Source organism: Enterobacter cloacae complex sp. P42RS (assembly GCF_014930595.1).
Lineage (GTDB): Bacteria > Pseudomonadota > Gammaproteobacteria > Enterobacterales > Enterobacteriaceae > Enterobacter > Enterobacter bugandensis.
Map to the genome: position 1 here is coordinate 21,356 of NZ_JADBRK010000017.1, position 21,749 is coordinate 43,104.

Here is a 21,749-nt window from a genome sequence, read left to right on the forward strand (position 1 = left end):
GACGCGCGTAGATGAAATTTTCACTGAACATTATTGACTGGCAGGCAAGAGCGCCAGGACTAAGCGATGCCGCAGAGTGGCAGGCGTGGTCGCGCCTGCAGTCGACCATCGACCCGACGGCTCCTCTACCCCGCCTGACCGCGTTACCCATGATGACCGCGCGCCGCCTTAACTCAGGCAGTAAGCTGGCGGTGGATATTGGTCTTGCCATGCTGCAAAGCCACGCCATAGACGCCGTCGTCTATTCCAGCCGCCACGGCGAGCTGGAGCGCAATTACCGTATTCTGCATACGCTGGCGACCGGGCAGGCCGTCTCGCCTACCGACTTCGCCATGTCCGTGCACAATTCCGCGGTGGGCAATCTCACGATCGCCGCTCGCCAGCCTGTTGTCTCGTCATCCATTTCCGCCGGGCTGGACACCTTCCAGCAGGCCCTGTGTGAAGTGCTGAGCCTGCTGCATGCGGGCTACTCCCGCGTCCTGCTGGTGGATTTTGACGGCGCGCTGCCGGAATTTTACCATCCGGCGTTACCGCCGCAGATGCCTACCTGGCCGTACGCGGTGGCGCTGGTGATTGAAGCCGGCAGCGAATGGCAGTGCGAAACCCGCAGCGGCAGCACGGGTGAGGAAGCCGCCCTGCCGCAAAGCCTGATGTTCCTGCAACGCTATCTCCGTGAGGAACAACAGTTTGTGGTGCCCGGCGAACGTTTGCTGTGGCAGTGGGCGCGCCAATGAACCGCCTGACCGCCCGGATCAACTGGCTATGGCGTCTGGTCATGACCGGATTCTGCTTCGTGCTGTTTGGCGCGGGCGGGCTGCTGCTGTCGCTGGTCTGGTTCAACCTGCTGCTGATTGCCCAGCGCGATCGCGCCAAACGCCGTCGCCTGGCGCGCCGCAGCGTCGCGGCCAGCTTCCGCTTCTTCTTAACCGTTGCCCGCGGCACCGGGGTGCTGGACTATCGCATCCACAATCTTGATGCCCTGCGCGGCGATCGGGGCTGCCTGGTGGTGGCTAACCACCCTACGTTAATTGACTACGTGATTCTGGCGTCGGTAATGCCCGAAACCGACTGTCTGGTGAAAAGCGCGCTGCTGCGCAATCCGTTTGTCAGCGGCGTTATCCGCGCGGCGGATTATCTGATTAACAGCGAGGCCGAGCCTCTGCTCGCCGCCAGCCAGCAGCGTCTGGCCCAGGGCGACACGCTGTTAATCTTCCCGGAAGGGACGCGTACCCGCCCGGGTGAGGCAATGTCCCTCCAGCGCGGCGCGGCAAATATCGCCGTGCGCTGCCGCAGCGATCTGCGGATCGTACTCATCCACTGCAGCGAGCACCTGCTGGATAAAAAATGCCGCTGGTATGATGTACCGCCCGCAAAACCTGTCTTTACCGTCGATGTGCGCGATCGCGTGAACATCGACGAATTTTACGATGCAAGGCAACAAGAACCGGCACTGGCGGCAAGGCAGTTAAACCGGCACCTGCAGCATCGATTAACATCAGGCCTTCAATCTTTGTCAGGAATTAATGATGCAAGCGCTTTATCTTGAAATTAAGAATCTCATTATCACCACGCTGAATCTGGACGAGCTTACCGCAGAGGATATTGATACCGATGCCGCGCTGTTTGGCGACGGGCTGGGTCTCGACTCTATCGACGCGCTGGAGCTGGGTCTGGCGGTGAAAAACCAGTATGGCGTGGTGCTTTCTGCCGAAAGCGAAGAGATGCGCCAGCACTTCTTTTCCGTCGCCACCCTGGCGTCCTTTATCCACGCCCAACGCGCCTGAGATGTGAACTATGACCGAACAAGAAACCATTTATCAGGAAGTCTGCGGCCTTCTGACCAAACTCTTTGAAATCGACCCGCAGGACATTACGCCCGAAGCCCGTCTTTACGAAGACCTGGAGCTGGACAGCATTGACGCGGTGGACATGATTGTCCATCTGCAGAAGAAAACCGGTAAGAAAATCAAGCCGGAAACCTTCAAATCGGTTCGTACCGTTCAGGATGTGGTAGACGCCGTCGAACAGCTGCTGCGCGAAGAGTAAGACACCGTGCGTGGTGGACGGACGCTCCCGGTCATCCCACTTCTGACGGGGCTGATGCTGCTGGCGTGGCCCTTCCTGATTGGATTTGGGCTGACGCATAACAGCCTGCCGTGGCTGCTGCCGGTGATGGCGCTGCTGTTGCTGCTGCGGCTGCGTCAGGCGCGGCGTAACACCGGCCCGATGCGGTATGTGGTGCAGTGCGTGGCGCTGGCGGGGATCGCGCTCTGCGCGGCAAGCTATCTGCTGAAAACCCACCAGTGGCTGCTGTTTTACCCTGTGGTCGTTAATCTTGTAATGCTGGCCGTCTTCGGCGGTTCGCTCTGGACAGCGATGCCGCTGGTCGAACGCCTGGCGCGCCTGCGAGAGCCCAATTTGCCGCCGGAGGGCGTGCGCTATACCCGCAGGGTGACCCTCGTCTGGTGCGGATTTTTCATCGGCAACGGGGCGATGGCGCTGTATACCGTCCTGCACGGCGACATGCATCTGTGGACGCTGTGGAACGGTATGGTGGCTTACATCCTGATGGGGACGCTGATGGCGGCAGAGTGGCTGGTGCGCCAGCGGGTGATAAAAAAAGAGATGCACAATGAATAACCCCCTTCCGCTGGGCCAGTGGTTAAACGCGCCCCGCCCTGACGACACGCCCGTCGCCTGGCTCGACGATCGTACCTGGACGCTGGGCCAGCTGCGCCACGACGTGACGTTACTGGTCGACACCCTGCGTCAGCAGGAAGGCGAGCGCTGGGCGCTGTGCTTTGAAAACAGCTATCTGTTTATCGTTGCGCTGCTGGCCTCGCTGCATGCCGGTAAAACGCCGGTCATTCCCGGCCATAGCCGCGTTTCGCTGCTTGAGGAGCAGCAGCCGCTGTTTAGCGGCGTCCTGAGCGATCGGTCCCTCGATATTGACGGGCAGCTGATTGTGGTAGCCTCCCGCCACCAGACGATCGCCCGCTGGGTACCCCTGCCGGAGATTAACGAAAACCGCTTCGTCGAGCTGTTCACCTCCGGCTCCACGGGAACGCCGCGCCGGGTGGTTAAGCACATCGTCAGCCTGGATCGCGAAGCCCGCCTGCTGGCTGACCGCTTCGGTGAACGTCTGGCTGGCTGTAGCGTTGTGGCCTCCGTCGTCCCGCAACATCTCTATGGCCTGACATTTCGCATCGTACTGCCGATGGCGATGGGCCTGCCGCTGCATGCCGCGATGCTCTACTACGCAGAGCAGCTGGCCGCCCTTCCTCATGACCGGCATTACCTGTTCATCAGCAGCCCGGCGTTCCTGAAGCGCCTGGATACCGAACTGGCCGCGCCGCCCGTCAGGATGCTGATTTCCGCGGGCGGAATGCTGCCCTGGCGTGACGTCTCCACCACGGTTGGCTGGCTTAACATCTGGCCGGACGAAATTTATGGCAGCACCGAAACCGGGATCCTCGCCTGGCGCCATCGCGTGGAAGATAACCTGCCGTGGCTACCCTTCCCCGGCGTAAACTTCCATCATGAAGATGACGCCTGCCGCGTCACTTCGCCGCTTATCCATGAGGCTGAAGGACTCCAGCTGGACGATATCCTCCACTTCGACAGTGCGGGGCTGTTTAGCATCGCCGGTCGTCGCGGGCGGGTGGTCAAAATTGAAGAAAAGCGCATCTCGCTTAACGAGATTGAGCGTCGCCTGCTGGAGCTCGACGGCGTTTGCGAGGCGGCTGCGCTGCCGGTTACGCGCGGGGGCCGTCAGGGGATTGGCGTCCTGCTGGTGCTGGATGAGGTGGTTCGTCAGCGCTGGCATCTGCAGGATAAAAAAGCGCAGGAGTTCGCCTGGCGACGCGCCCTGCTGCCGTGGCTTGAGCCGGTCGCCGTTCCACGCTACTGGCGCATTGTCGATGAGATGCCGGTAAACAGTATGAACAAGCGTGTCTATGCGCAGTTAGAGGAGTTATTTCATGAAAATTCATGAAATCGAGCGCCATCAGGCACAGCCGGAGAAGCTGGAGATCGTGTTGCATCTCGACGCCTCTCTGTTCTGGTTTCAGGGCCATTTTGCCGTACAGCCGCTGCTGCCCGGCGTTGCGCAGCTTGACTGGGTGATGCACTACGCAACGACCTTACTGGCACCGGGCTACCGCTTTCACAGCATTCAAAACGTGAAGTTCCAGGCGCCTCTGCTGCCGGAAACCACGGTGACGCTGGTGCTTGAGTGGCATGCCGGGCGCAAACTGCTGACCTTCAGCTACCTGCGTCATGACGGAGCTGAACGCCATACCGCCAGCAGCGGGAAAATTCGTCTATGTCAGTAATCTTTCGCCCCTGCGTGCTGATCCCGTGCTACAACCACGGCGCCACGATGGCCAGCGTGCTGTCGCGCCTCTCGCCGTTTGGCCTGCCGTGCCTGGTGGTGGATGACGGCAGCGAAGCCGCCACACGCCAGGAGCTTGAGCGGCTGGCGGCGGAGCTGCCGCAGATGACGCTGGTCCGTCTGGCGCAAAACGCCGGCAAAGGTGCCGCGGTCATCAGGGGGCTGGAGGAGTGCGCGCGTGCGGGCTATACCCACGCCCTGCAGGTGGACGCGGACGGCCAGCACGCCATCGAAGATATTCCGAAAATGCTGGCGCTGGCGGAGCGCCACCCGGACGCGCTGATTTCCGGCCAGCCCGTTTACGATGATTCCATCCCGCGCTCGCGGCTCTACGGGCGCTGGGTCACCCACGTCTGGGTATGGATTGAGACCTTATCCCTGCAGCTTAAAGACAGCATGTGCGGCTTTCGGGTCTACCCGGTCTCGCCCACGCTGCGGCTCGCCGCGCGTGAAACGCTCGGTAAACGGATGGACTTTGACACCGAAGTGATGGTCCGTCTCTACTGGCAGGGTAACACCAGCGTCTTTCTGCCCACCCGCGTGACCTATCCGCAGGACGGGTTGTCCCACTTCGACGCGTTGAAAGATAACGTGCGGATCTCCCTGATGCATACCCGGCTGTTCTTCGGCATGCTTCCGCGCATTCCCGGCCTGCTCTTCCGTCGACGCGGCCAACACTGGGCGCAGCAGGACGAGGTTAAAGGCCTGTGGGGCATGCGCCTGATGCTGCGCGTCTGGCAGCTGCTGGGGCGGCGGGCGTTTACCGTGCTGCTGTGGCCGGTGATCGGCGTCTACTGGCTGATCGCGCGTCCGGCGCGGCAGGCTTCGCGGCAGTGGATTGCACGCGTGAAGCAGGTGCTGATGCAGCGGAACATGCCTGTTCCAGCACATCTCAACAGCTTTTTCCATTTCATGCGCTTCGGCAACGCGATGCTGGACAAAGTCGCCAGCTGGCGCGGCGAGCTGAAGTTTAAGCGCGACGTGGTCTTTGCTCCCGGCGCGAGCGAAACGCTTAATATCGCGGCGCCGCAGGGCAAGCTGCTGCTGGCCTCGCATCTTGGCGACGTAGAAGCCTGCCGGGCGATGGCCCAGCTGGACGGCAGCAAAACCATCAACGCCCTGGTCTTCAGCGAGAACGCCCGGCGTTTTAAGCAAATTATGAGCGAAATGGCGCCCCAGGCCGGCGTGAATTTGATGTCGGTCACCGACATCGGCCCGGACACCGCCATTGCCATCAAAGAGAAGCTTGAGCGCGGAGAATGGGTCGCGATCGTGGGTGACCGCATCGCCGTCAACCCGCAGCGTGGCGGCGAGTGGCGGGTGATCTGGAGCCAGTTTATGGGCCAGCCCGCACCGTTCCCTCAGGGGCCGTTTATCCTGGCCTCCATCCTGCGCTGTCCGGTGGTGTTGATTTTCGCCCTGCGCCAGCAGGGGAAGCTCGTCCTTCACAGCGAGCCGTTTGCCGACCCGCTGATCCTGCCGCGCGGGGAACGCCAGCAGGCGCTGCAGGCTACCGTCGATCGCTACGCGCAGCGGCTGGAGCATTACGCCCTGATGTCGCCGCTCGACTGGTTTAATTTTTTCGATTTCTGGCATCTGCCAGAGTCCCGAGAGAAGGAGTAAAGGGTGCTGACCGATCCCCGCTTTACGACTGAAGTTGAGATCACCGTTCCGTTCCACGACGTCGATATGATGGGCGTGGTCTGGCACGGCAACTATTTCCGCTACTTTGAGATCGCCCGCGAGGCGCTGCTCAATCAGTTTGACTATGGCTATCGCCAGATGAAAGCCTCCGGCTACGTCTGGCCCGTTGTCGACACGCGGGTGAAATACCGCGATGCGGTGACCTTTGAGCAGCGCATTCGCGTTCGCGCGCAGATTGAAGAGTATGAAAACCGCCTGCGCATTGCCTATCAAATTTTCGATGCGCAAACCGGCAAACGCACCACCACCGGCTACACCATCCAGGTGGCGGTGGAAGAAGCCACCCGCGAAATGTGCTTTGTCAGTCCGGCAGTACTGTTTGAACGTATGGGAGTCACGCCATGAAATGGTTGCCTTTGCTGGCGCTGATCGTCAGCCCGCTGGTCAGCGCCGTGACGCTGGATGAACTGCAGCAGCGTTTCACCGAGCAGCCCGTGGTGCGCGCGCACTTCGAACAGGTCCGCACGATAAAAGATATGCCGCAGCCGCTGCGCTCGCAGGGCGAGATGCTGATCGCCCGCGACAGCGGCCTGCTGTGGGATCAAAAAGCGCCGTTTCCGATGACGCTGCTGCTGGACGACAAGCGGATGGTTCAGGCGATCAACGGCCAGCCGCCGCAGACCATCACCGCCGACAATAATCCGCAGATGTTCCAGTTCAACCACCTGCTGCGGGCCCTGTTCCAGGCCGACCGCAAGGTGCTGGAAGAGAACTTCCGCATCGATTTTAAAGACCTGGGCGCGGGCCGCTGGTCGCTGGTGCTTACCCCAAAAACGACGCCGCTGGACAAGATTTTCGCCACCCTCGATCTGGGCGGCGCGACCTATCTTGAGACGATCCGCCTGAACGACAGGCAGGGCGACCGTACCGATATCGCCCTTTCAAACCACCAATTGACGCCCGCCAGCCTGACCGATGACGAACGCCAACGCTTTGCCGCACCGTAAATCCCTGCGCCCGGCGCTGCTGTGGGCCACGGTATGTCTGGTTATGCTGGGCGTGCTGCTGTCGCTGCTGCCCGGCGCGCGGCTGAACAGCAGCGTGCTGGCCATGCTGCCGAAGCAGACGCTGGGGGCGATCCCTCCGGCGCTCAACGACGGGTTTATGCAGCGTCTCGACCGCCAGCTGGTCTGGCTGGTCAGCCCCGGCAAAGAACCCGATCCGCGCGTGGCGCAGCAGTGGCTTGAACTGCTGCACAGCAGCGACGCGCTCCGCGAGGTCAAAGGCCCGATGGACGCCGCCGGGCAAAAGGCCTGGGGAGAGTTCTTCTGGCAGCACCGCAACGGGCTGATTGATCCGGCCACCCGTGCCCGCCTGCAAAACGGCGGAGAAGCGCAGGCGCAGTGGATTTTATCCCAGCTCTACTCCGCCTTCTCCGGCGTCAGCGGTAAAGAGCTGCAAAACGATCCGCTGATGCTGATGCGCGGCTCGCAGCTCGCCCTGGCGCAAAACGGCCAGAAGCTGCGGCTGATGGACGGCTGGCTGGTCACGCAAGATGAAGCGGGAAACTACTGGTATCTGCTGCACGGCGAACTGGCGGGCTCATCATTTGATATGCAGCAGACCCACCGGCTCGTGACGACGCTTAACGCACTGCAACAGACGCTGAAAGCGCGTTACCCGCAGGCGCAGCTGCTTTCGCGCGGGACGGTGTTCTACAGCGATTATGCCAGCCAGCAGGCTAAACGCGACGTCTCAACGCTGGGCATCGCCACCCTGCTTGGGGTGTTCCTGCTGATCGTGGCGGTGTTCCGCTCTCTGCGCCCGCTGCTGCTGAGCGTGCTCTCCATTGCCATCGGCGCGCTGGCGGGCACGGTGGTGACGCTGCTGCTCTTTGGCGAACTGCACCTGATGACGCTGGTGATGAGCATGAGCATCATCGGTATTTCGGCCGACTATACGCTTTACTACCTGACCGAACGGATGGTGCACGGCGCTGAGCTCTCTCCCTGGCAAAGCCTGGCCAAAGTGCGCAATGCGCTGCTGCTGGCGCTGCTGACGACCGTCGCTGCCTACCTGATTATGATGCTGGCCCCCTTCCCCGGGATCCGCCAGATGGCGGTATTTGCCGCGACGGGGCTGAGCGCCTCCTGCCTGACGGTGATTTTCTGGCATCCGTGGCTGTGCCGGGGTTTGCCGGTGCGCCCGGTTCCCTTTATGGTCCTGATGTTGCGCTGGCTGGCCGCCTGGCGACGCAGTAAAAAACTGTCCGTTGGTCTGCCCGTCGCGCTGGCGCTGCTCTCCGCCGTGGGAATGAGCACCCTGAAGGTGGACGACGACATCGCCCAGCTGCAGGCGCTGCCGAAAGATATTCTGGCGCAGGAGAAAACCATTACCGCCCTGACCGGCCAAAGCGTCGATCAGAAATGGTTTGTGGTGCACGGCGCTTCGCCCCAGCAAACGCTGGAGCGGCTGGAAGCCTTTACTCCCGCGCTGGCCGAGGCGCAAAAAGCGGGGGATCTCACCCGCTGGCGCACCCTGCCGCTGAACTCGCTGGCCCGCCAGAAAAGCGACCTTGCGCTGCTGCGGAACGCCGCGCCTGCGGTGACGAACGTGCTGAAAAGCGCAGGGCTCAACGCCGTTTCCCCCAATCTGGACGCCATGCCGGTCAGCGTGGACGCGTGGCTTGAAAGTCCGGCCAGCGAGGGCTGGCGTCTGCTCTGGCTGACCCTGCCGGGCGGGGAAAGCGGCGTGCTCGTGCCGGTGGACGGCGCAAAAAACAGCGCGGCGCTCGGTGAGCTGGCCGCGCGCCATGACGGCGTCGTCTGGGTGGACCGCAAGGGCAGCTTTGACAGCCTGTTTGCCCTCTACCGCACGCTGCTGACGGGGCTACTGTTTGCGGCGCTGGCGGTGATTGCCTGCGGGGCGATACTGCGCCTCGGCTGGCGCAAAGGGCTGATAAGCCTGGTGCCGTCCGCACTGTCGCTGAGCTGCGGGCTGGCCGCGCTGGCCGCAACGGGCCACCCGGTAAATCTGTTTTCACTGCTGGCGCTGGTACTGGTGCTCGGCATTGGCATTAACTACACGCTGTTCTTCAGCAACCCACGCGGTACGCCGCTGACTTCGATGCTGGCGATTACCCTGGCCATGATGACCACCCTGCTGACGCTGGGCATGCTCGTCTTCAGCGCCACCCAGGCTATCAGCAGCTTTGGTATTGTGCTGGTGAGCGGTATTTTCACCGCCTTCCTGCTGGCACCGCTGGCGATGCCGGATAAGAAAGAGAGAAAACGTAAATGAACGCTGTTTATCGCGCCGTCGCGCTGGCCGCGGTGTTGCTGCTGGCAGGCTGCAGCCATTCGACCGATACCAAAGAGACGCGGCCTCAGGCCTGGCTACAGCCTGGCACCAAAGTCACTCTGCCGCCGCCCGGCATCAGCCCGGCGGTAAGCTCCCAGCAGCTGCTGACCGGCAGCTTTAACGGGCAAACGCAGTCCCTGCTGGTGATGCTCAACGCGGATGCGCATAAGGTCACGCTGGCCGGCCTCTCTTCCGTGGGCATTCGCCTGTTCCTGGCAACGTACGACGAGAGCGGTATTCATACCGAGCAGTCGATCGTCGTGCCGCAGCTGCCGCCCGCCAGCCAGGTGCTGGCCGACGTGATGCTCAGCCACTGGCCGATTAGCGCCTGGCAGCCGCAGTTGCCGAAGGGCTGGACGTTAACGGACAATGGCGATCGGCGCGAGCTGCGTAACGCCAGCGGCAAGCTGGTGACGGAGATTGTCTACCTCCAGCGCAAAGGCAAGCGCGAGCCGATCAGCATCGAGCAACACGTATTCAAATACCACATCACCATTCAATATCTGGGTGACTGAGATGATTTATATATCCGCTGTTGGCATGGTCAACGCGCTGGGCAACTCGCCTGATGAAATTGCCGCCAACCTGGCTGCGGGCGTGGCGCCGGGCATGCACGCCCGGACCGGCTGGCTGCAGGGAATGCCCGAAGCGGTACTGGGCGGGGTGGAAGGCGAACTGCCGCTCATCCCGGACACCTTCTCTGCACACCGCACCCGCAACAACCAGCTGCTGCTGGCCGCGCTGGCGCAGATTCAGCCCGCCGTTGACGAGGCCATCGCCCGCGTTGGTCGTGACCGGGTGGCCGTGGTGCTGGGAACCAGCACCTCCGGGCTGGATGAAGGCGATGAGCACGTGCGTCTCATGACCGACGGCGAGACCAGCACGCGCTGGCAGTATCCGCAGCAGGAGCTGGGCGATCCGTCCCGCTTTCTCGCCAACTGGCTGCAGCTTGAAGGCCCGGCTTATACGATCTCCACCGCCTGCTCCTCCAGCGCGCGGGCGATGATCGGCGGCAAACGCCTGATCGAAGCCGGGCTGGTAGATATCGCCATTGTCGGCGGAGCAGACACCCTGAGCCGGATGCCCGTGAACGGCTTTAACAGTCTTGAATCCTTCTCCCCCACGCTCTGCGAGCCGTTTGGCCGGGACCGCCGGGGGATCACCATCGGTGAAGCGGCGGCGCTGATGGTATTAAGCCGGGAACCCGCGGACGTGGCGCTGCTCGGCACGGGCGAATCCAGCGATGCGTACCATATTTCCGCCCCGCATCCGCAGGGCGACGGGGCGATAAGGGCTATCACTCAGGCGCTCAGCGAAGCGGGCATGCAGCCGGACGACATCGGCTACATCAACCTGCACGGCACGGCCACGCCGCTCAACGATCAGATTGAATCACAGGTGGTTCACGATCTCTTCGGAGAAAGCGTGCCGTGCAGTTCAACCAAACACCTTACCGGCCACACGCTGGGCGCTGCCGGCATTACCGAAGCGGCTTTGAGCTGGCTTATCCTGACGCGCGATCTGCCCTTGCCGCCGCAGGATTTTTCCCGCTACGCTCCGGACGAGACGCTGGCGCCGTGCGGCCTGCTGCACCAGAGCACCGCCCTGAAAAAGCCGGTGATTTTGTCTAACTCGTTCGCGTTTGGCGGCAATAACGCCAGCATTCTGCTGGGGAGAGCGTCATGAGCTATCTATCACCCGAAGCCTATTTGCCGCACGATGCGCCCATGATGCTGCTGGGGTCCGTTGAAAATGTGACGGATGACATGGCGGTCTGCCGCGTGGCGGTTGACAGGCAAAGCGTGCTGGCGCCGTTTCTCAATGCCAATGGCGACCTGCCGGGCTGGTACGCGCTCGAGCTAATGGCGCAGACCGTTGGCGTCTGGTCGGGCTGGCATCGTCAGCAGCAGGGGCAGGAACATATCGCGCTGGGCATGGTGCTCGGCGCGCGCGAGCTGGTCTGCGCCAGCGGGCGTTTCGCCAAAGGCTTAACGCTGGACATTACCGTTAAGCTGCTGATGCAGGACGAACGCTTCGGCAGTTTTGAATGCACGATTTGCGCAGGTGAAGAGACGCTGGCCACGGGCCGGGTCAATACCTTCCAGCCGACTGCAGAAGAATTAACATCGCTTTTTAATCAGGGATCCCAAGCATGAGTCGTTCCGTACTGGTCACAGGGGCCAGCAAAGGCATTGGTCGCGCCATCGCCCGCCAGCTTGCCGCTGACGGGTTCACCGTCGGCGTGCATTACCATCGTGATGCCGCAGGCGCGCAGGAGACGCTGGACGCCATCACGCAGGCGGGCGGCAGCGGCCGTTTACTCTCGTTTGACGTAGGCAACCGCGAGCAGTGCCGTGAAGTGCTTGAGCAGGAAATTGATGCCCATGGCGCATGGTATGGCGTGGTCAGCAACGCCGGAATTACCCGCGATGGCGCTTTTCCGGCACTGAGTGAAGACGACTGGGACAGCGTGATCCACACCAATCTCGACAGTTTTTATAACGTCATACACCCCTGCATTATGCCCATGATCGGCACCCGTCAGGGCGGGCGCATTATTACCTTATCCTCCGTCTCCGGCGTGATGGGCAACCGCGGCCAGGTGAACTACAGTGCGGCCAAAGCGGGCATTATCGGCGCCACCAAAGCGCTGGCGATCGAACTGGCAAAACGAAAAATCACCGTGAACTGCATTGCGCCAGGGCTGATTGATACCGGCATGATTGAAATGGAGGAGGCCGCGCTGAAGGAAGCGATGTCCATCATCCCAATGAAACGTATGGGCCAGGCTGAGGAGGTCGCCGGGCTGGCAAGCTATCTGATGTCGGATATCGCGGGCTACGTCACCCGCCAGGTCATTTCGATTAACGGAGGAATGCTATGACGCGTCGCGTGGTGATTACGGGCATGGGCGGCGTCACCGCCTTTGGCGAGAACTGGCAGTCCGTTTCCAGCCGACTGCTGGCGTATGAAAACGCCGTGCGTAAAATGCCGGAATGGCAGGTTTATGATGGCCTGCACACCCTGCTGGGCGCGCCGATCGACGATTTCGCGCTGCCGGAACACTATACCCGCAAGCGTATTCGCGCCATGGGCCGCGTGTCGCTGATGTCTACCCGCGCCACAGAGCTGGCGCTGGAGCAGGCGGGGCTGATTGGCGAAGCGGTGCTCACCAACGGGCAAACCGGCATCGCCTACGGTTCTTCGACAGGCAGCACCGGCCCGGTCAGCGAATTCGCGACCATGCTTACCGAAAAGCACACCAATAACATCACCGGGACAACCTACGTCCAGATGATGCCGCACACCACCGCGGTGAATACCGGCCTGTTCTTTGGACTACGTGGCCGCGTGATCCCAACGTCGAGCGCCTGTACCTCCGGCAGCCAGGCGATTGGCTACGCCTGGGAGGCAATTCGCCACGGGTATCAGACCGTGATGGTCGCGGGGGGGGCGGAAGAGCTTTGTCCGTCTGAAGCGGCGGTGTTTGACACGCTGTTTGCCACCAGCCAGCGCAACGACGAACCCAAAACCACCCCCTCGCCGTTCGATACGCAGCGCGATGGTCTGGTGATTGGGGAAGGCGCAGGCACCCTGATTCTGGAGGAGCTTGAGCACGCCAGAGCGCGCGGGGCCACCATCTACGGTGAGATCGTGGGCTTTGCCACCAACTGTGACGCGGCCCATATCACCCAGCCGCAGCGTGACACCATGCAGATATGCATGGAGCAGTCGCTGGCGATGGCGGGGTTAAGCGCCCGGGATATGGGGTATATCTCCGCGCACGGTACCGCCACCGACCGCGGCGATATCGCCGAAAGCCAGGCCACGGCCGCCATCTACGGTGACAGCGTGCCGGTTTCCTCGCTGAAGAGCTATTTTGGCCACACGCTGGGGGCCTGCGGCGCCCTGGAAGCGTGGATGAGCCTGCAGATGATGCGCGAAGGCTGGTTTGCCCCGACGCTCAATTTAACGCAGCCGGATGAGCAATGCGGGGCTTTAGATTATATTATGGGAGAAGCCCGTCAGATTGACTGCGAGTATCTGCAGAGCAATAACTTCGCGTTTGGCGGCATCAATACCTCGATTATCATTAAACGCTGGGCGTAACTATGTACCGGTTTGTACTGGGAAAAATTTCCACCCTTTGCGCGGACCCGCTGGCGTCAACGCTTGCAGATAAGGCACCTCAGGGTGCACGACAGGCCTCCTGGCTGGCTGGCCGGACGCTGCTCGCCAGAACATTATCCCCTCACCCGCTCCCCGACATCATTTACGGCGAGCAGGGGAAGCCGGCTTTTGCGAAGGGGGACCCGCTGTGGTTCAACCTGAGCCATAGCGGTGATGATATCGCCCTGCTGATGAGCGATGAAGGCGAAGTGGGCTGCGATATCGAAGTGATTCGCCCCCGCAAGAACTGGCAGGCGCTGGCCAACGCCGTTTTCAGCCTGACAGAGCATGACGAGCTGGAGCGTGAAGCGCCCGAGGAACAGCTTTCTGCCTTCTGGCGTATCTGGACGCGCAAAGAAGCGATTGTGAAACAGCGCGGCGGCAGCGCCTGGCAGATTGTCAGCATCGACAGCACGGCGCAGTCGCACTCGGTCAGCCAGCTGCAGCTCGGTTCTCTGAGCCTTGCCGTCTGTACCTCGACCCCTTACACTCTGACCACCGAGTCGATTATTCACGTCGGGGCAGGAAAATCACCAGTACACCCAGCATAATCAACGCGACGCCCAGCAGCCCATGCCAGGAGAAGTGCTCCCCCCAGCCGGGCAGCAGGATTGCCGCGCCCCACACCAGGATATAGCTGAGGCTCAGCAAGGCATACGCTTTGCTGAGCGCCATGCGATGCAGCGCCAGATACCAGCAGCCCATGGAGGCAACGTATCCCGTTAACCCCAGCAGCAGCGCGCCCGTGCCGGACGAAACGTGCCACAGCGCGGGGATAAACGTCAGAAAATCGCTGACCGGCGGCAGAGCCTGCATGGCATCGCGCAGCAACAGCTGTGCGGCGCTGACTAACAGTACGCTGCATAACGCCCAGAACGCGCCTTTCACAGGCTTCCTCCCAGCACGATAATCCCCATGATAATGAACCCGACCCCCAGCCAGTGGTGCACAGCAACGTGCTCGCGCCAGAAGACCTTCGCCGCCAGCGTCACCCAGACAAAATTGAGGCTCAGCATAGGGTAAGCTACGCCGACTGGCAGGCGCTGCAGCACCACCAGCCAGACCAGCATTCCGCAGCCCAGCGCCAGCATCGCCAGGCCAAGCCACCGCATGATGTGCGCGCCACGACGTCCGCCTTTCGCCGGACGGGTAGCCTGTTTCTGGCACAGTTGTCCCGCGCAGCTCAGCAGGCTTGCCAGTATGAGCCAGGTCCAGGTCATCACTTCGGCAGATACTCCAGCAGGGCCAGACGCCCCTGGATATAGAGATTGTCCGGCTGCGGTAAATTCGCCTCTGCAATATCGTCACGTTTAGACAGCAGCATCACCAGCGACACGCTTCCCTGCTTACGATGCGTTGCCAGCCACTGCGCGAAGTCGTCTTCACTGACAAAGCGATCTTTCGCATCGGGATAATCCAGCCCGTAGCGCAGCTCGCCGCTCTGAGCAAACAGCGTGATGTCACTGCGCTTCAGCTCCCACGCCAGGCCCGCGGCCACGCCAACGTTATTGGTCAGCACAAAGCGGCTGCCCTGTAGCGGCTCGCGCACGGTATCCACCAGCGACTGCGGCTGCTTGGAATCCACCACCAGGTTCGGAATGGCAAAACCAATCAACAACGCCAAACCCGCAGGACACAGCGCCGCCAGCCACCAGCGCCGCTGGCTCTGCCGCAGCGTAAACCAGCCTACCGCGCCCCAGATAAGGAACGCCACCACCGCGCAGAAGACTTTATACAGTTCGACCGATGTCCAGACCGGATGCTTAGCCAGCCCCCACGGCGAGACCACCAGCGCCGCCACCACGCCGATAGCGCCAAACGCCAGGTTAATGCTGCCGTTAATGCGCAACGCTCTGGCCCCTTTTTCCGCCGCGAGGCAGGCATAGCGCGCCATCAGGATAGCCAGCGGGGCAAAACAGGGCAGGATATAGGTCGGCAGCTTGCCTTTAGCGATGCTGAAAAACAGCAGCGGCATCACCACCCACCCCAGCAGGTAGAACCCGCCGCCCACGTTTTGTCTGTCATTCCAGCCAAGACGCAGCGCGCCTGGCAGCAGCGCCAGCCACGGCAGGCTGCCCGCGAGCAGGAACGGCAGGTAATACCAGAACGGAGCTTTATGCTGCGCGTCGCTCTGGGCAAAACGCTGAATATGCTCAACCCAGAAGAAGTAGCGCCAGAAATCAGGCTCGCGGTGCGCAATGGCCAGCCCCCACGGCAGAACAATCAGCACGCAGCTCAGGACCGCGAGCCAGCCAAAAATCAGCACCTCTTTCCAGCGCTTTTGGGCAATCACCCACGGCAGCACGCCGATCACCGGTACCGCCAGCGCCAGGAAGCCTTTGGTCATCACCCCCATGCCGCAGGCCAGCCCAAGCAGCACATAGCCGCCCGCTTTTCCGGCCACGGTGCGCGCCTGTGAGGCGAGCCAGAAGCTGCACATCGCCGCCACCAGCCACAGGGTGACGATGGGGTCCAGGACCGCATAGGTGCCGATGCCATACACCAGGAACAGGGTCAGGAAGATCAGGCCGGAGAAAATGGCCGTACGCTTATCCCGCCAGAGACGCCAGGCCATCCAGATCACCAGCAGCGCCGCGAGCCCGGTGGAGAAGATCGACCCGGCGCGTACGGCAAAGTTCGTGTGCCCGAACAGCCATTGTCCGATAGTGTTGATCCAGTAGCCGGCAATCGGCTTTTCAAAGTAGCGCAGCCCGAGGAAATGCGGGACAATCCAGTCACCCGATGCCAGCATTTCGCGGCTGATTTCCGCATAGCGCGTTTCATCAGGCTGCCAAAGCAGGCGAATATCGACCGGAATGAAGTAATAAACGATAAACAGTGCGAAAAGCGCTACGCCATAACGGGCTGTTTTCATGGGACCGGACTCACGATTTGTTGATAGCCAAGCCAGCCTTCCCGGCTAGCCAGTTCACTACGGACCACTTTGCCCACGGGCAGGCTGCTGAGGTCGTCCGGCAGCAGCTCGCTCATCGGACAGAACGCAATGCCTTCCCGGGCGGCCATCGTCAGCAGTTCATCGAAATTATGCTGCCAGGCAATCCCTTCCACTTCGGCATGGATGGTATAGACCGGCGTTCCGGCGTCACGATGGATGCGGTCCAGAATGTAGCGATTAAATTCTTCCGCTTTGACCTCGCGCCCCACCACCTCATCCCACGTAGGAAGCGTGACCGGAATTTGCACGGTACCGTAGCGATTTTCGCCTAACAGCGGCAAAAATGGCCCGGTTCCGCGGCAGTCGCTGTTGTAGCGAAACGCGAAATGCTCTTTGGCTTTAACCACCCGCTGGTCGGCACGCCATCCCGCCACGGCGGAGCAGCGCACGGGCTGACCGATGATGGCCTCAAGCTCCAGCATTCCACGCTCGACCTCACGGGACAGGCGCGGGATATCCCAGACGCCCGCCCACGCCTGCCAGGCGTGATGATCCCAGGCATGCAGGCCGACCTCGTGTTGCTGCGCCGCCGCGCGGATAACCGCTTCATTACCCGCGCCGATGCGTCTGCCGGGCCAGGCGGTGCCGGCCAGCAAAATATCCCAGCCGTAGAGCGATGCCGCGCGCGAGCGCAGCATTTTGAACAGAAATGCCGGTTTAACCAGACGCCATAAATGGCGTCCCATGTTGTCAGGCCCCACGCTGAAGAAAATGCTGGCACGCACGCCGTGCCTGCTCAGCAGTTCCAGCAGTCTGGGCACGCCGTCACGCGTTCCCCTGAAGGTGTCGACATCAATGCGTAAACCGACTTTTTTCATGAGGCCTGTTCCGACAGCTCCACGGTGCGCAGGAAGAAGTCGAGCGTTTCATCAATGGTCTGCTCCATCTTCACCGTCGGCGTCCAGTTCAGGCAGCGCTTCGCGTTGCGGATGCTTGGCTTACGGTGCTCGACGTCCTGGTAGCCCTTACCGTAGTAGCTGCTGCTTTCCACTTCGCGGAAACCGGCAAACGGCGGGAAGCGATCGCGCAGCGGGTGGCGCTCAAAGCTGGCCAGCAGCATCTCTGCCAGCTCGCGAATGCTCGCCTCGTTTTCCGGGTTACCGATGTTAATGATCTCACCGTTGCAGCGGTTATCTTTGTTCTCAATGATGCGGAACAGGGCTTCGATACCGTCGCTGATGTCCGTAAAGCAGCGTTTCTGGCTCCCGCCTTCAATCAGCTTGATAGGCGAGCCTTCGACCAGGTTCAGGATCAGCTGAGTGATCGCGCGGGAGCTGCCGATTCGCGCCGCGTTCAGGTTATCCAGACGCGGGCCCATCCAGTTAAACGGACGGAACAGGGTAAAGCGCAGACCCTCTTTCTCGCCGTAGGCCCAAATTACGCGGTCCAGCAGCTGCTTGGAGACAGAGTAGATCCAGCGCTGCTTGTTGATCGGCCCGACCACCAGGCTGGAGGCATCCTCATCGAAGTTTTTGTCGGTACACATGCCGTACACTTCAGAGGTGGACGGGAAGATGATGCGCTTGTCGTATTTCACGCAGTCGCGGATGATCTTCAGGTTCTCTTCGAAGTCCAGCTCGAACACGCGCAGCGGGTTACGGGTGTACTCGATTGGCGTGGCGATAGCGACCAGCGGCAGCACCACGTCGCATTTTTTAATGTGATATTCGATCCACTCGGAGTGAATGCTGATATCCCCTTCCACAAAGTGGAAGCGCGGGTTGTTGAGGAAACGGCTGATGGCGTCAGAGCCGATATCCAGACCGTAAATCTCGTAGTTATCGTCTTTGAGCAGACGTTCGGTCAGGTGGTTCCCGATAAAGCCGTTCACGCCGAGGATCAGCACGCGCGTGCGGCGCTTGATGGCAACCACCGGCGCGCTGGTGATCAGCGCCCCGGCCACCAGACCCAGAGACTGCGCCAGCTGCGTGCCCTGAACGTACAGGCCGTTGTCGGTCTGCCCGGTGACGATCTCCAGCGCCTGCTCGCCGCAGCTCACAATCAGCGGGGAGACGGAGACGACGGTTCCTGGCTTAGCGGCCGGGATATCGTCACGCACGCGGGATTTCCAGACGATAAATTTGCTTACGCCCGCAAAGCTGTACGCGCCCGGCCACGGGTCGGTCACGGCGCGCACCAGGTTGTGCAGCTGGCGGGCGGGTTTATTCCAGTCCAGGCGACCATCTTCCGGCGCGCGGCGGCCAAAGCAGCTGGCCTTGCTTTCGTCCTGCTCGGTCTCGCTGAAGGTGCCGTTGAGGATGGCTGGCAGCGCGTCACGCAGCAGGCTTTGCGCCGCGGTGCAGAGTTTATGATGCAGCTCAAGCGCGGTTTCATCCGCGTCGATTGCCACGCGCTGCTGGGCGACGATGGCCCCGGCATCCGCGCGGCGCACCATGCGGTGCAGCGTCACGCCCGTTTCCGTTTCGCCGTTGACCAGCACCCAGTTCAGCGGCGCGCGGCCACGGTAGGCGGGCAGCAGAGAGCCGTGAAGGTTAAAGGCCCCTTTAGCGGCTAAACCTAAGATCTCGTCGCAGATCAGGTTGCGATAGTAGAACGAGAAGATGACATCAGGTGCGAGCGCGCGGATGCGATCCACCCACAGCGGGTGGTTGACGTCGTCCGGGGCATAAACCGGAATACCGCGCTCGGCGGCGATACGCGCCACGGAGCCGAAGAAGTGATTCTCTCCCGCCGCGTCCGGATGGGTAAAGATTGCAGCAATGTCATAGCCCGCTTCCAGCAGGGCCAGCGTGCCCGCGCACCCCATATCGTGATAGGCAAATACAACGGCTTTCATGGGTGGTTTTCCTCTTGAGATGCTTTGTGTTCCTGACGGACAACACGTTGAATAAAGTAGCGCGGACGTGCGCGAACATCGTTATAGATACGGCCTATGTATTCACCGAGCAGGCCCATTCCGACGAACTGGGCGCCGATGAACATAAACAGCACGGCAAAAAGCATGAAGACCCCTTCCGCCGCCCACTGCGGGCCAAAGACCAGCCTCAGCACCACCAGCAGGACGGACAGCGTAAAGCCGGCCAGGGCGATGATGCTGCCGAACACGCTCAGCAGGCGCAGCGGCGTGGTGGTCAGGCAGGTGACGAGGTCGTACATCAGGTTGATGAGACGCATAAAGCTGTACTTCGATTCCCCGTGCTCGCGCTCAGCGTGCAGGACCGGAATTTCCGTTGCCTTGCGGGCAAAGGTGTTGGCGAGGATCGGAATAAAGGTGCTGCGCTCATGGCAGTGCAGCATGGCGTCGACAATATGGCGGCGGTAGGCGCGCAGCATGCAGCCGTAATCGCCCATTGCTTTACCGGTGGTGCGCTGAATAAGACGATTGATGGTGCGTGAGGCCAGCTTGCGGAACAGGCTGTCCTGACGGTTCTGACGCACCGTGCCGACCACGTCATAGCCTTCATCGGCTTTCGCCACCAGGCGCGGGATCTCCTCCGGCGGGTTTTGCAGATCCGCGTCCAGGGTGATAATCAGATCGCCCGTAACGTGGCTGAACCCGGCCATAATGGCGGAGTGCTGGCCATAGTTACGGTTGAGCAGCACGGCGACAATATGGCTGCCTTCGGCCTGGGCGGCTTCGGTCAGCATCAGCGCGGAATCATCGCTGCTGCCGTCGTCCACCAGCAGAATTTCATAGGCTTTGCCCATCGTGTCGCAGGCTGCCGTGGTGCGGCGGATCAGCTCGGGCAGGCTCTCCTGCTCGTTATAAACTGGGATGACCACAGAAACTTTTTGTACAGGCGGTGCGCTGAACATATCAATGTCCTGCAAGCTGATGGAGCGCGGTAATGACGCGGGTTGTGTCGTCATGAGTCATGTCCGGGAAAAGAGGGAGAGAACAAATACGCGCGCTGTTCCATTCCGAATTCGGAAGCGATACATCAGGAAAACGCTCGCGGTAGTATTTTTGGGTGTGCGCCGCGCGGAAATGAAGGCCGGTGCCGATGCCTTGCTCCTTCAGCGCCGCCATCAGGTTGTCGCGTGAGATCCCGCAGCGCGCTTCATCAACGCGAATAATAAACAGGTGCCAGGCGTGAACGTGTGGCCATGACGGAATGCTCAGCGGCTGGAAGGGCGTATCGGCAAGCTCGCGCAGGTAGCGTTGCGCGATTGCCTCGCGGCGTAGGTTGGCCTCTTTCAGCTTGCCCAGCTGTACCAGCGCCAGCGCGGCATTGATATCTGCGAGGTTGTACTTAAAGCCCGGGGAGATCACTTCGGCCTGCGGCGCGCGGCCGTGCGTCTGGCGGTCATAGGCATCCACGCCCAGGCCGTGGAATTTCAGGCTGCGGATCCGCGCGGCAAGCCGGGCGTTATCCGTGACGACTAAACCACCTTCTGCGCAGGTCATGTTTTTGATGGCGTGGAAGGAAAAAATCGCCGTGCCTTTCCAGCCCACGTGACGGTTCTTGTAGTACGTTCCGGCGGCATGGGCCGCGTCTTCAATCACCGGAATACCGTGACGCTCACCGACGGCATGAATGGCGTCGATATCACACGGCGCGCCGGCGTAATGCACGGGAATAATCGCTTTGGTACGCGGGGTAATGGCTGCTTCAACCGCTTCCGGCGTCACCATCAATGTCTCGTTGTCCACATCGATCATGACCGGCGTAGCGCCCAGCAGCACGATCATATTCAGCGTGGAGACCCAGGTTTGGGAGGGGGTAATGACCTCATCGCCCGGACCAATATCCAGCGCCATCAGCGTGACGTGCATGCCCGCCGTCGCCGAGCAGACGGCAATCGCGTGCTGGTTCCCCGTCAGCTGACAAAATGCCGCTTCAAGTTCCTGATTTTTAGGCCCTGTGGTGATCCAGCCGGAGGTTAAAACCTCCTGCAACGCCGCTAATTCCTCACTACCCATCGACGGGCGGGAAAAAGGCAAAAAATCACTCATCATTAATTTCCTTGCAATAAGAATGGCACGCGCTTGATATTAACCAATTACTTTTTCGTTTATTTCAACGAACCATAAACTCATATCAAGGTATCGTTCATTTCTTAGGGAAAAATTAAGATGCGTAATTAAGATGTAACCAAATCAATATTAATTCATTTATAAACAATAGCTTATGTAATTATGAATTATTTATTTCATGATCAAACTCAATTTTTACAAAATGTTATTTTAAACCGAACATCAACAAACAAAAAAAATCCCGGTTATTTCTTTAAAAGCAGAAATAACCGGGAACTTTTCTTTTT

At 60.8% G+C, this 21,749-nt stretch carries 24 protein-coding genes; 17 read left to right on the forward strand and 7 right to left on the reverse strand.

The annotated features are described in order from the left end of the window. Window positions 1-11 precede the first annotated feature (11 nt). Genes IM314_RS17550 through acpT form a run of 17 tightly spaced genes read left to right on the forward strand, consistent with a single transcriptional unit; the run spans window position 12 to window position 14,118 of the window. On the forward strand, window positions 12-734 hold the full coding sequence (locus tag IM314_RS17550) for a beta-ketoacyl synthase chain length factor (protein WP_045631447.1): 723 nt from the start codon (window positions 12-14) through the stop codon (window positions 732-734). Continuing rightward, a complete protein-coding gene (locus tag IM314_RS17555; RefSeq protein ID WP_193359199.1) occupies window positions 731-1,546 on the forward strand; it encodes a 1-acyl-sn-glycerol-3-phosphate acyltransferase in 816 nt (271 codons plus the stop codon). The genes IM314_RS17550 and IM314_RS17555 overlap by 4 nt, the downstream gene beginning before the upstream one ends. Next, complete coding sequence (locus IM314_RS17560; protein ID WP_028014701.1) at window positions 1,527-1,784, forward strand: phosphopantetheine-binding protein; 258 nt, start codon at window positions 1,527-1,529, stop codon at window positions 1,782-1,784. Before IM314_RS17555 ends, IM314_RS17560 begins: the two co-directional genes overlap by 20 nt. A 10-nt stretch (window positions 1,785-1,794) precedes the next feature. Next, window positions 1,795-2,046 carry an acyl carrier protein gene (locus tag IM314_RS17565; protein ID WP_024908875.1) on the forward strand — a complete coding sequence of 84 codons (252 nt, stop codon included), beginning with the start codon at window positions 1,795-1,797 and terminating at the stop codon, window positions 2,044-2,046. A gap of 6 nt (window positions 2,047-2,052) precedes the next feature. Further along, window positions 2,053-2,640 (forward strand): hypothetical protein, encoded by a 588-nt coding sequence (locus IM314_RS17570; protein ID WP_045631449.1) that lies wholly within the window; start codon window positions 2,053-2,055, stop codon window positions 2,638-2,640. Beyond that, on the forward strand, window positions 2,633-3,994 hold the full coding sequence (locus IM314_RS17575; protein WP_193359198.1) for an acyl-CoA synthetase: 1,362 nt from the start codon (window positions 2,633-2,635) through the stop codon (window positions 3,992-3,994). The genes IM314_RS17570 and IM314_RS17575 overlap by 8 nt, the downstream gene beginning before the upstream one ends. Further along, window positions 3,981-4,334 (forward strand): hydroxymyristoyl-ACP dehydratase, encoded by a 354-nt coding sequence (locus IM314_RS17580; RefSeq protein ID WP_028014704.1) that lies wholly within the window; start codon window positions 3,981-3,983, stop codon window positions 4,332-4,334. The genes IM314_RS17575 and IM314_RS17580 overlap by 14 nt, the downstream gene beginning before the upstream one ends. Continuing rightward, window positions 4,325-6,016 carry a glycosyltransferase gene (locus IM314_RS17585; RefSeq protein ID WP_045631451.1) on the forward strand — a complete coding sequence of 564 codons (1,692 nt, stop codon included), beginning with the start codon at window positions 4,325-4,327 and terminating at the stop codon, window positions 6,014-6,016. Before IM314_RS17580 ends, IM314_RS17585 begins: the two co-directional genes overlap by 10 nt. Window positions 6,017-6,019: 3 nt before the next feature. Further along, window positions 6,020-6,442, forward strand: coding sequence for a thioesterase family protein (locus tag IM314_RS17590; RefSeq protein WP_028014706.1), 423 nt, complete (start codon window positions 6,020-6,022; stop codon window positions 6,440-6,442). Then, entirely contained in the window at window positions 6,439-7,044 is a 606-nt protein-coding gene (locus IM314_RS17595) for an outer membrane lipoprotein carrier protein LolA (protein ID WP_045631452.1), read from the forward strand. The genes IM314_RS17590 and IM314_RS17595 overlap by 4 nt, the downstream gene beginning before the upstream one ends. Beyond that, on the forward strand, window positions 7,013-9,337 hold the full coding sequence (locus IM314_RS17600) for an MMPL family transporter (protein ID WP_193359197.1): 2,325 nt from the start codon (window positions 7,013-7,015) through the stop codon (window positions 9,335-9,337). The genes IM314_RS17595 and IM314_RS17600 overlap by 32 nt, the downstream gene beginning before the upstream one ends. Then, a complete protein-coding gene (locus IM314_RS17605; RefSeq protein ID WP_049138150.1) occupies window positions 9,334-9,912 on the forward strand; it encodes a DUF3261 domain-containing protein in 579 nt (192 codons plus the stop codon). Before IM314_RS17600 ends, IM314_RS17605 begins: the two co-directional genes overlap by 4 nt. A gap of 1 nt (window position 9,913) precedes the next feature. Further along, on the forward strand, window positions 9,914-11,083 hold the full coding sequence (locus IM314_RS17610) for a beta-ketoacyl-[acyl-carrier-protein] synthase family protein (protein WP_041911882.1): 1,170 nt from the start codon (window positions 9,914-9,916) through the stop codon (window positions 11,081-11,083). Further along, window positions 11,080-11,553: a 3-hydroxy-fatty acyl-ACP dehydratase gene (locus IM314_RS17615; protein WP_041911881.1), complete on the forward strand. Its 474-nt coding sequence runs from the start codon at window positions 11,080-11,082 to the stop codon at window positions 11,551-11,553. Before IM314_RS17610 ends, IM314_RS17615 begins: the two co-directional genes overlap by 4 nt. Then, window positions 11,550-12,281 (forward strand): 3-ketoacyl-ACP reductase FabG2, encoded by a 732-nt coding sequence (locus tag IM314_RS17620; RefSeq protein WP_028014712.1) that lies wholly within the window; start codon window positions 11,550-11,552, stop codon window positions 12,279-12,281. The genes IM314_RS17615 and IM314_RS17620 overlap by 4 nt, the downstream gene beginning before the upstream one ends. Further along, window positions 12,278-13,507 (forward strand): beta-ketoacyl-ACP synthase, encoded by a 1,230-nt coding sequence (locus IM314_RS17625; protein WP_028014713.1) that lies wholly within the window; start codon window positions 12,278-12,280, stop codon window positions 13,505-13,507. The genes IM314_RS17620 and IM314_RS17625 overlap by 4 nt, the downstream gene beginning before the upstream one ends. 2 nt (window positions 13,508-13,509) lie before the next feature. After that, window positions 13,510-14,118, forward strand: a complete 609-nt coding sequence (gene acpT, locus IM314_RS17630; RefSeq protein ID WP_028014714.1) for a 4'-phosphopantetheinyl transferase AcpT — start codon at window positions 13,510-13,512, stop codon at window positions 14,116-14,118. Here the strand turns inward: acpT and arnF are convergent. Genes arnF through arnB form a run of 7 tightly spaced genes read right to left on the reverse strand, consistent with a single transcriptional unit; the run spans window position 14,075 to window position 21,441 of the window. Further along, complete coding sequence (gene arnF / locus IM314_RS17635; RefSeq protein ID WP_193359196.1) at window positions 14,075-14,455, reverse strand: 4-amino-4-deoxy-L-arabinose-phosphoundecaprenol flippase subunit ArnF; 381 nt, start codon at window positions 14,453-14,455, stop codon at window positions 14,075-14,077. The two genes, acpT and arnF, sit on opposite strands and share 44 nt — an antisense overlap. Further along, on the reverse strand, window positions 14,452-14,787 hold the full coding sequence (gene arnE, locus IM314_RS17640; protein ID WP_041911880.1) for a 4-amino-4-deoxy-L-arabinose-phosphoundecaprenol flippase subunit ArnE: 336 nt from the start codon (window positions 14,785-14,787) through the stop codon (window positions 14,452-14,454). Before arnE ends, arnF begins: the two co-directional genes overlap by 4 nt. Beyond that, window positions 14,787-16,442 carry a lipid IV(A) 4-amino-4-deoxy-L-arabinosyltransferase gene (gene arnT / locus IM314_RS17645; RefSeq protein ID WP_193359195.1) on the reverse strand — a complete coding sequence of 552 codons (1,656 nt, stop codon included), beginning with the start codon at window positions 16,440-16,442 and terminating at the stop codon, window positions 14,787-14,789. Before arnT ends, arnE begins: the two co-directional genes overlap by 1 nt. Further along, window positions 16,439-17,341: a 4-deoxy-4-formamido-L-arabinose-phosphoundecaprenol deformylase gene (arnD, locus tag IM314_RS17650; RefSeq protein WP_193359194.1), complete on the reverse strand. Its 903-nt coding sequence runs from the start codon at window positions 17,339-17,341 to the stop codon at window positions 16,439-16,441. Before arnD ends, arnT begins: the two co-directional genes overlap by 4 nt. Beyond that, window positions 17,338-19,320, reverse strand: a complete 1,983-nt coding sequence (gene arnA / locus IM314_RS17655; RefSeq protein ID WP_041911877.1) for a bifunctional UDP-4-amino-4-deoxy-L-arabinose formyltransferase/UDP-glucuronic acid oxidase ArnA — start codon at window positions 19,318-19,320, stop codon at window positions 17,338-17,340. The genes arnD and arnA overlap by 4 nt, the downstream gene beginning before the upstream one ends. Continuing rightward, on the reverse strand, window positions 19,317-20,300 hold the full coding sequence (gene arnC, locus IM314_RS17660; protein WP_045631456.1) for an undecaprenyl-phosphate 4-deoxy-4-formamido-L-arabinose transferase: 984 nt from the start codon (window positions 20,298-20,300) through the stop codon (window positions 19,317-19,319). The genes arnA and arnC overlap by 4 nt, the downstream gene beginning before the upstream one ends. Before the next feature lies 1 nt (window position 20,301). Next, window positions 20,302-21,441, reverse strand: coding sequence for a UDP-4-amino-4-deoxy-L-arabinose aminotransferase (gene arnB / locus IM314_RS17665; protein WP_059355356.1), 1,140 nt, complete (start codon window positions 21,439-21,441; stop codon window positions 20,302-20,304). Window positions 21,442-21,749: the final 308 nt, after the last annotated feature.

Coding starts and splice junctions, on each gene's coding strand:
- IM314_RS17550 (WP_045631447.1), top strand. CDS start 12: ATGAAATTTTCACTGAACATTATTGACTGGCAGGCAAGAGCGCCAGGA.
- IM314_RS17555 (WP_193359199.1), top strand. CDS start 731: ATGAACCGCCTGACCGCCCGGATCAACTGGCTATGGCGTCTGGTCATG.
- IM314_RS17560 (WP_028014701.1), top strand. CDS start 1,527: ATGCAAGCGCTTTATCTTGAAATTAAGAATCTCATTATCACCACGCTG.
- IM314_RS17565 (WP_024908875.1), top strand. CDS start 1,795: ATGACCGAACAAGAAACCATTTATCAGGAAGTCTGCGGCCTTCTGACC.
- IM314_RS17575 (WP_193359198.1), top strand. CDS start 2,633: ATGAATAACCCCCTTCCGCTGGGCCAGTGGTTAAACGCGCCCCGCCCT.
- IM314_RS17580 (WP_028014704.1), top strand. CDS start 3,981: ATGAAAATTCATGAAATCGAGCGCCATCAGGCACAGCCGGAGAAGCTG.
- IM314_RS17585 (WP_045631451.1), top strand. CDS start 4,325: ATGTCAGTAATCTTTCGCCCCTGCGTGCTGATCCCGTGCTACAACCAC.
- IM314_RS17595 (WP_045631452.1), top strand. CDS start 6,439: ATGAAATGGTTGCCTTTGCTGGCGCTGATCGTCAGCCCGCTGGTCAGC.
- IM314_RS17600 (WP_193359197.1), top strand. CDS start 7,013: ATGACGAACGCCAACGCTTTGCCGCACCGTAAATCCCTGCGCCCGGCG.
- IM314_RS17605 (WP_049138150.1), top strand. CDS start 9,334: ATGAACGCTGTTTATCGCGCCGTCGCGCTGGCCGCGGTGTTGCTGCTG.
- IM314_RS17610 (WP_041911882.1), top strand. CDS start 9,914: ATGATTTATATATCCGCTGTTGGCATGGTCAACGCGCTGGGCAACTCG.
- IM314_RS17615 (WP_041911881.1), top strand. CDS start 11,080: ATGAGCTATCTATCACCCGAAGCCTATTTGCCGCACGATGCGCCCATG.
- IM314_RS17620 (WP_028014712.1), top strand. CDS start 11,550: ATGAGTCGTTCCGTACTGGTCACAGGGGCCAGCAAAGGCATTGGTCGC.
- IM314_RS17625 (WP_028014713.1), top strand. CDS start 12,278: ATGACGCGTCGCGTGGTGATTACGGGCATGGGCGGCGTCACCGCCTTT.
- acpT (WP_028014714.1), top strand. CDS start 13,510: ATGTACCGGTTTGTACTGGGAAAAATTTCCACCCTTTGCGCGGACCCG.
- arnE (WP_041911880.1), bottom strand. CDS start 14,787: ATGACCTGGACCTGGCTCATACTGGCAAGCCTGCTGAGCTGCGCGGGA.
- arnT (WP_193359195.1), bottom strand. CDS start 16,442: ATGAAAACAGCCCGTTATGGCGTAGCGCTTTTCGCACTGTTTATCGTT.
- arnD (WP_193359194.1), bottom strand. CDS start 17,341: ATGAAAAAAGTCGGTTTACGCATTGATGTCGACACCTTCAGGGGAACG.
- arnA (WP_041911877.1), bottom strand. CDS start 19,320: ATGAAAGCCGTTGTATTTGCCTATCACGATATGGGGTGCGCGGGCACG.
- arnC (WP_045631456.1), bottom strand. CDS start 20,300: ATGTTCAGCGCACCGCCTGTACAAAAAGTTTCTGTGGTCATCCCAGTT.
- arnB (WP_059355356.1), bottom strand. CDS start 21,441: ATGAGTGATTTTTTGCCTTTTTCCCGCCCGTCGATGGGTAGTGAGGAA.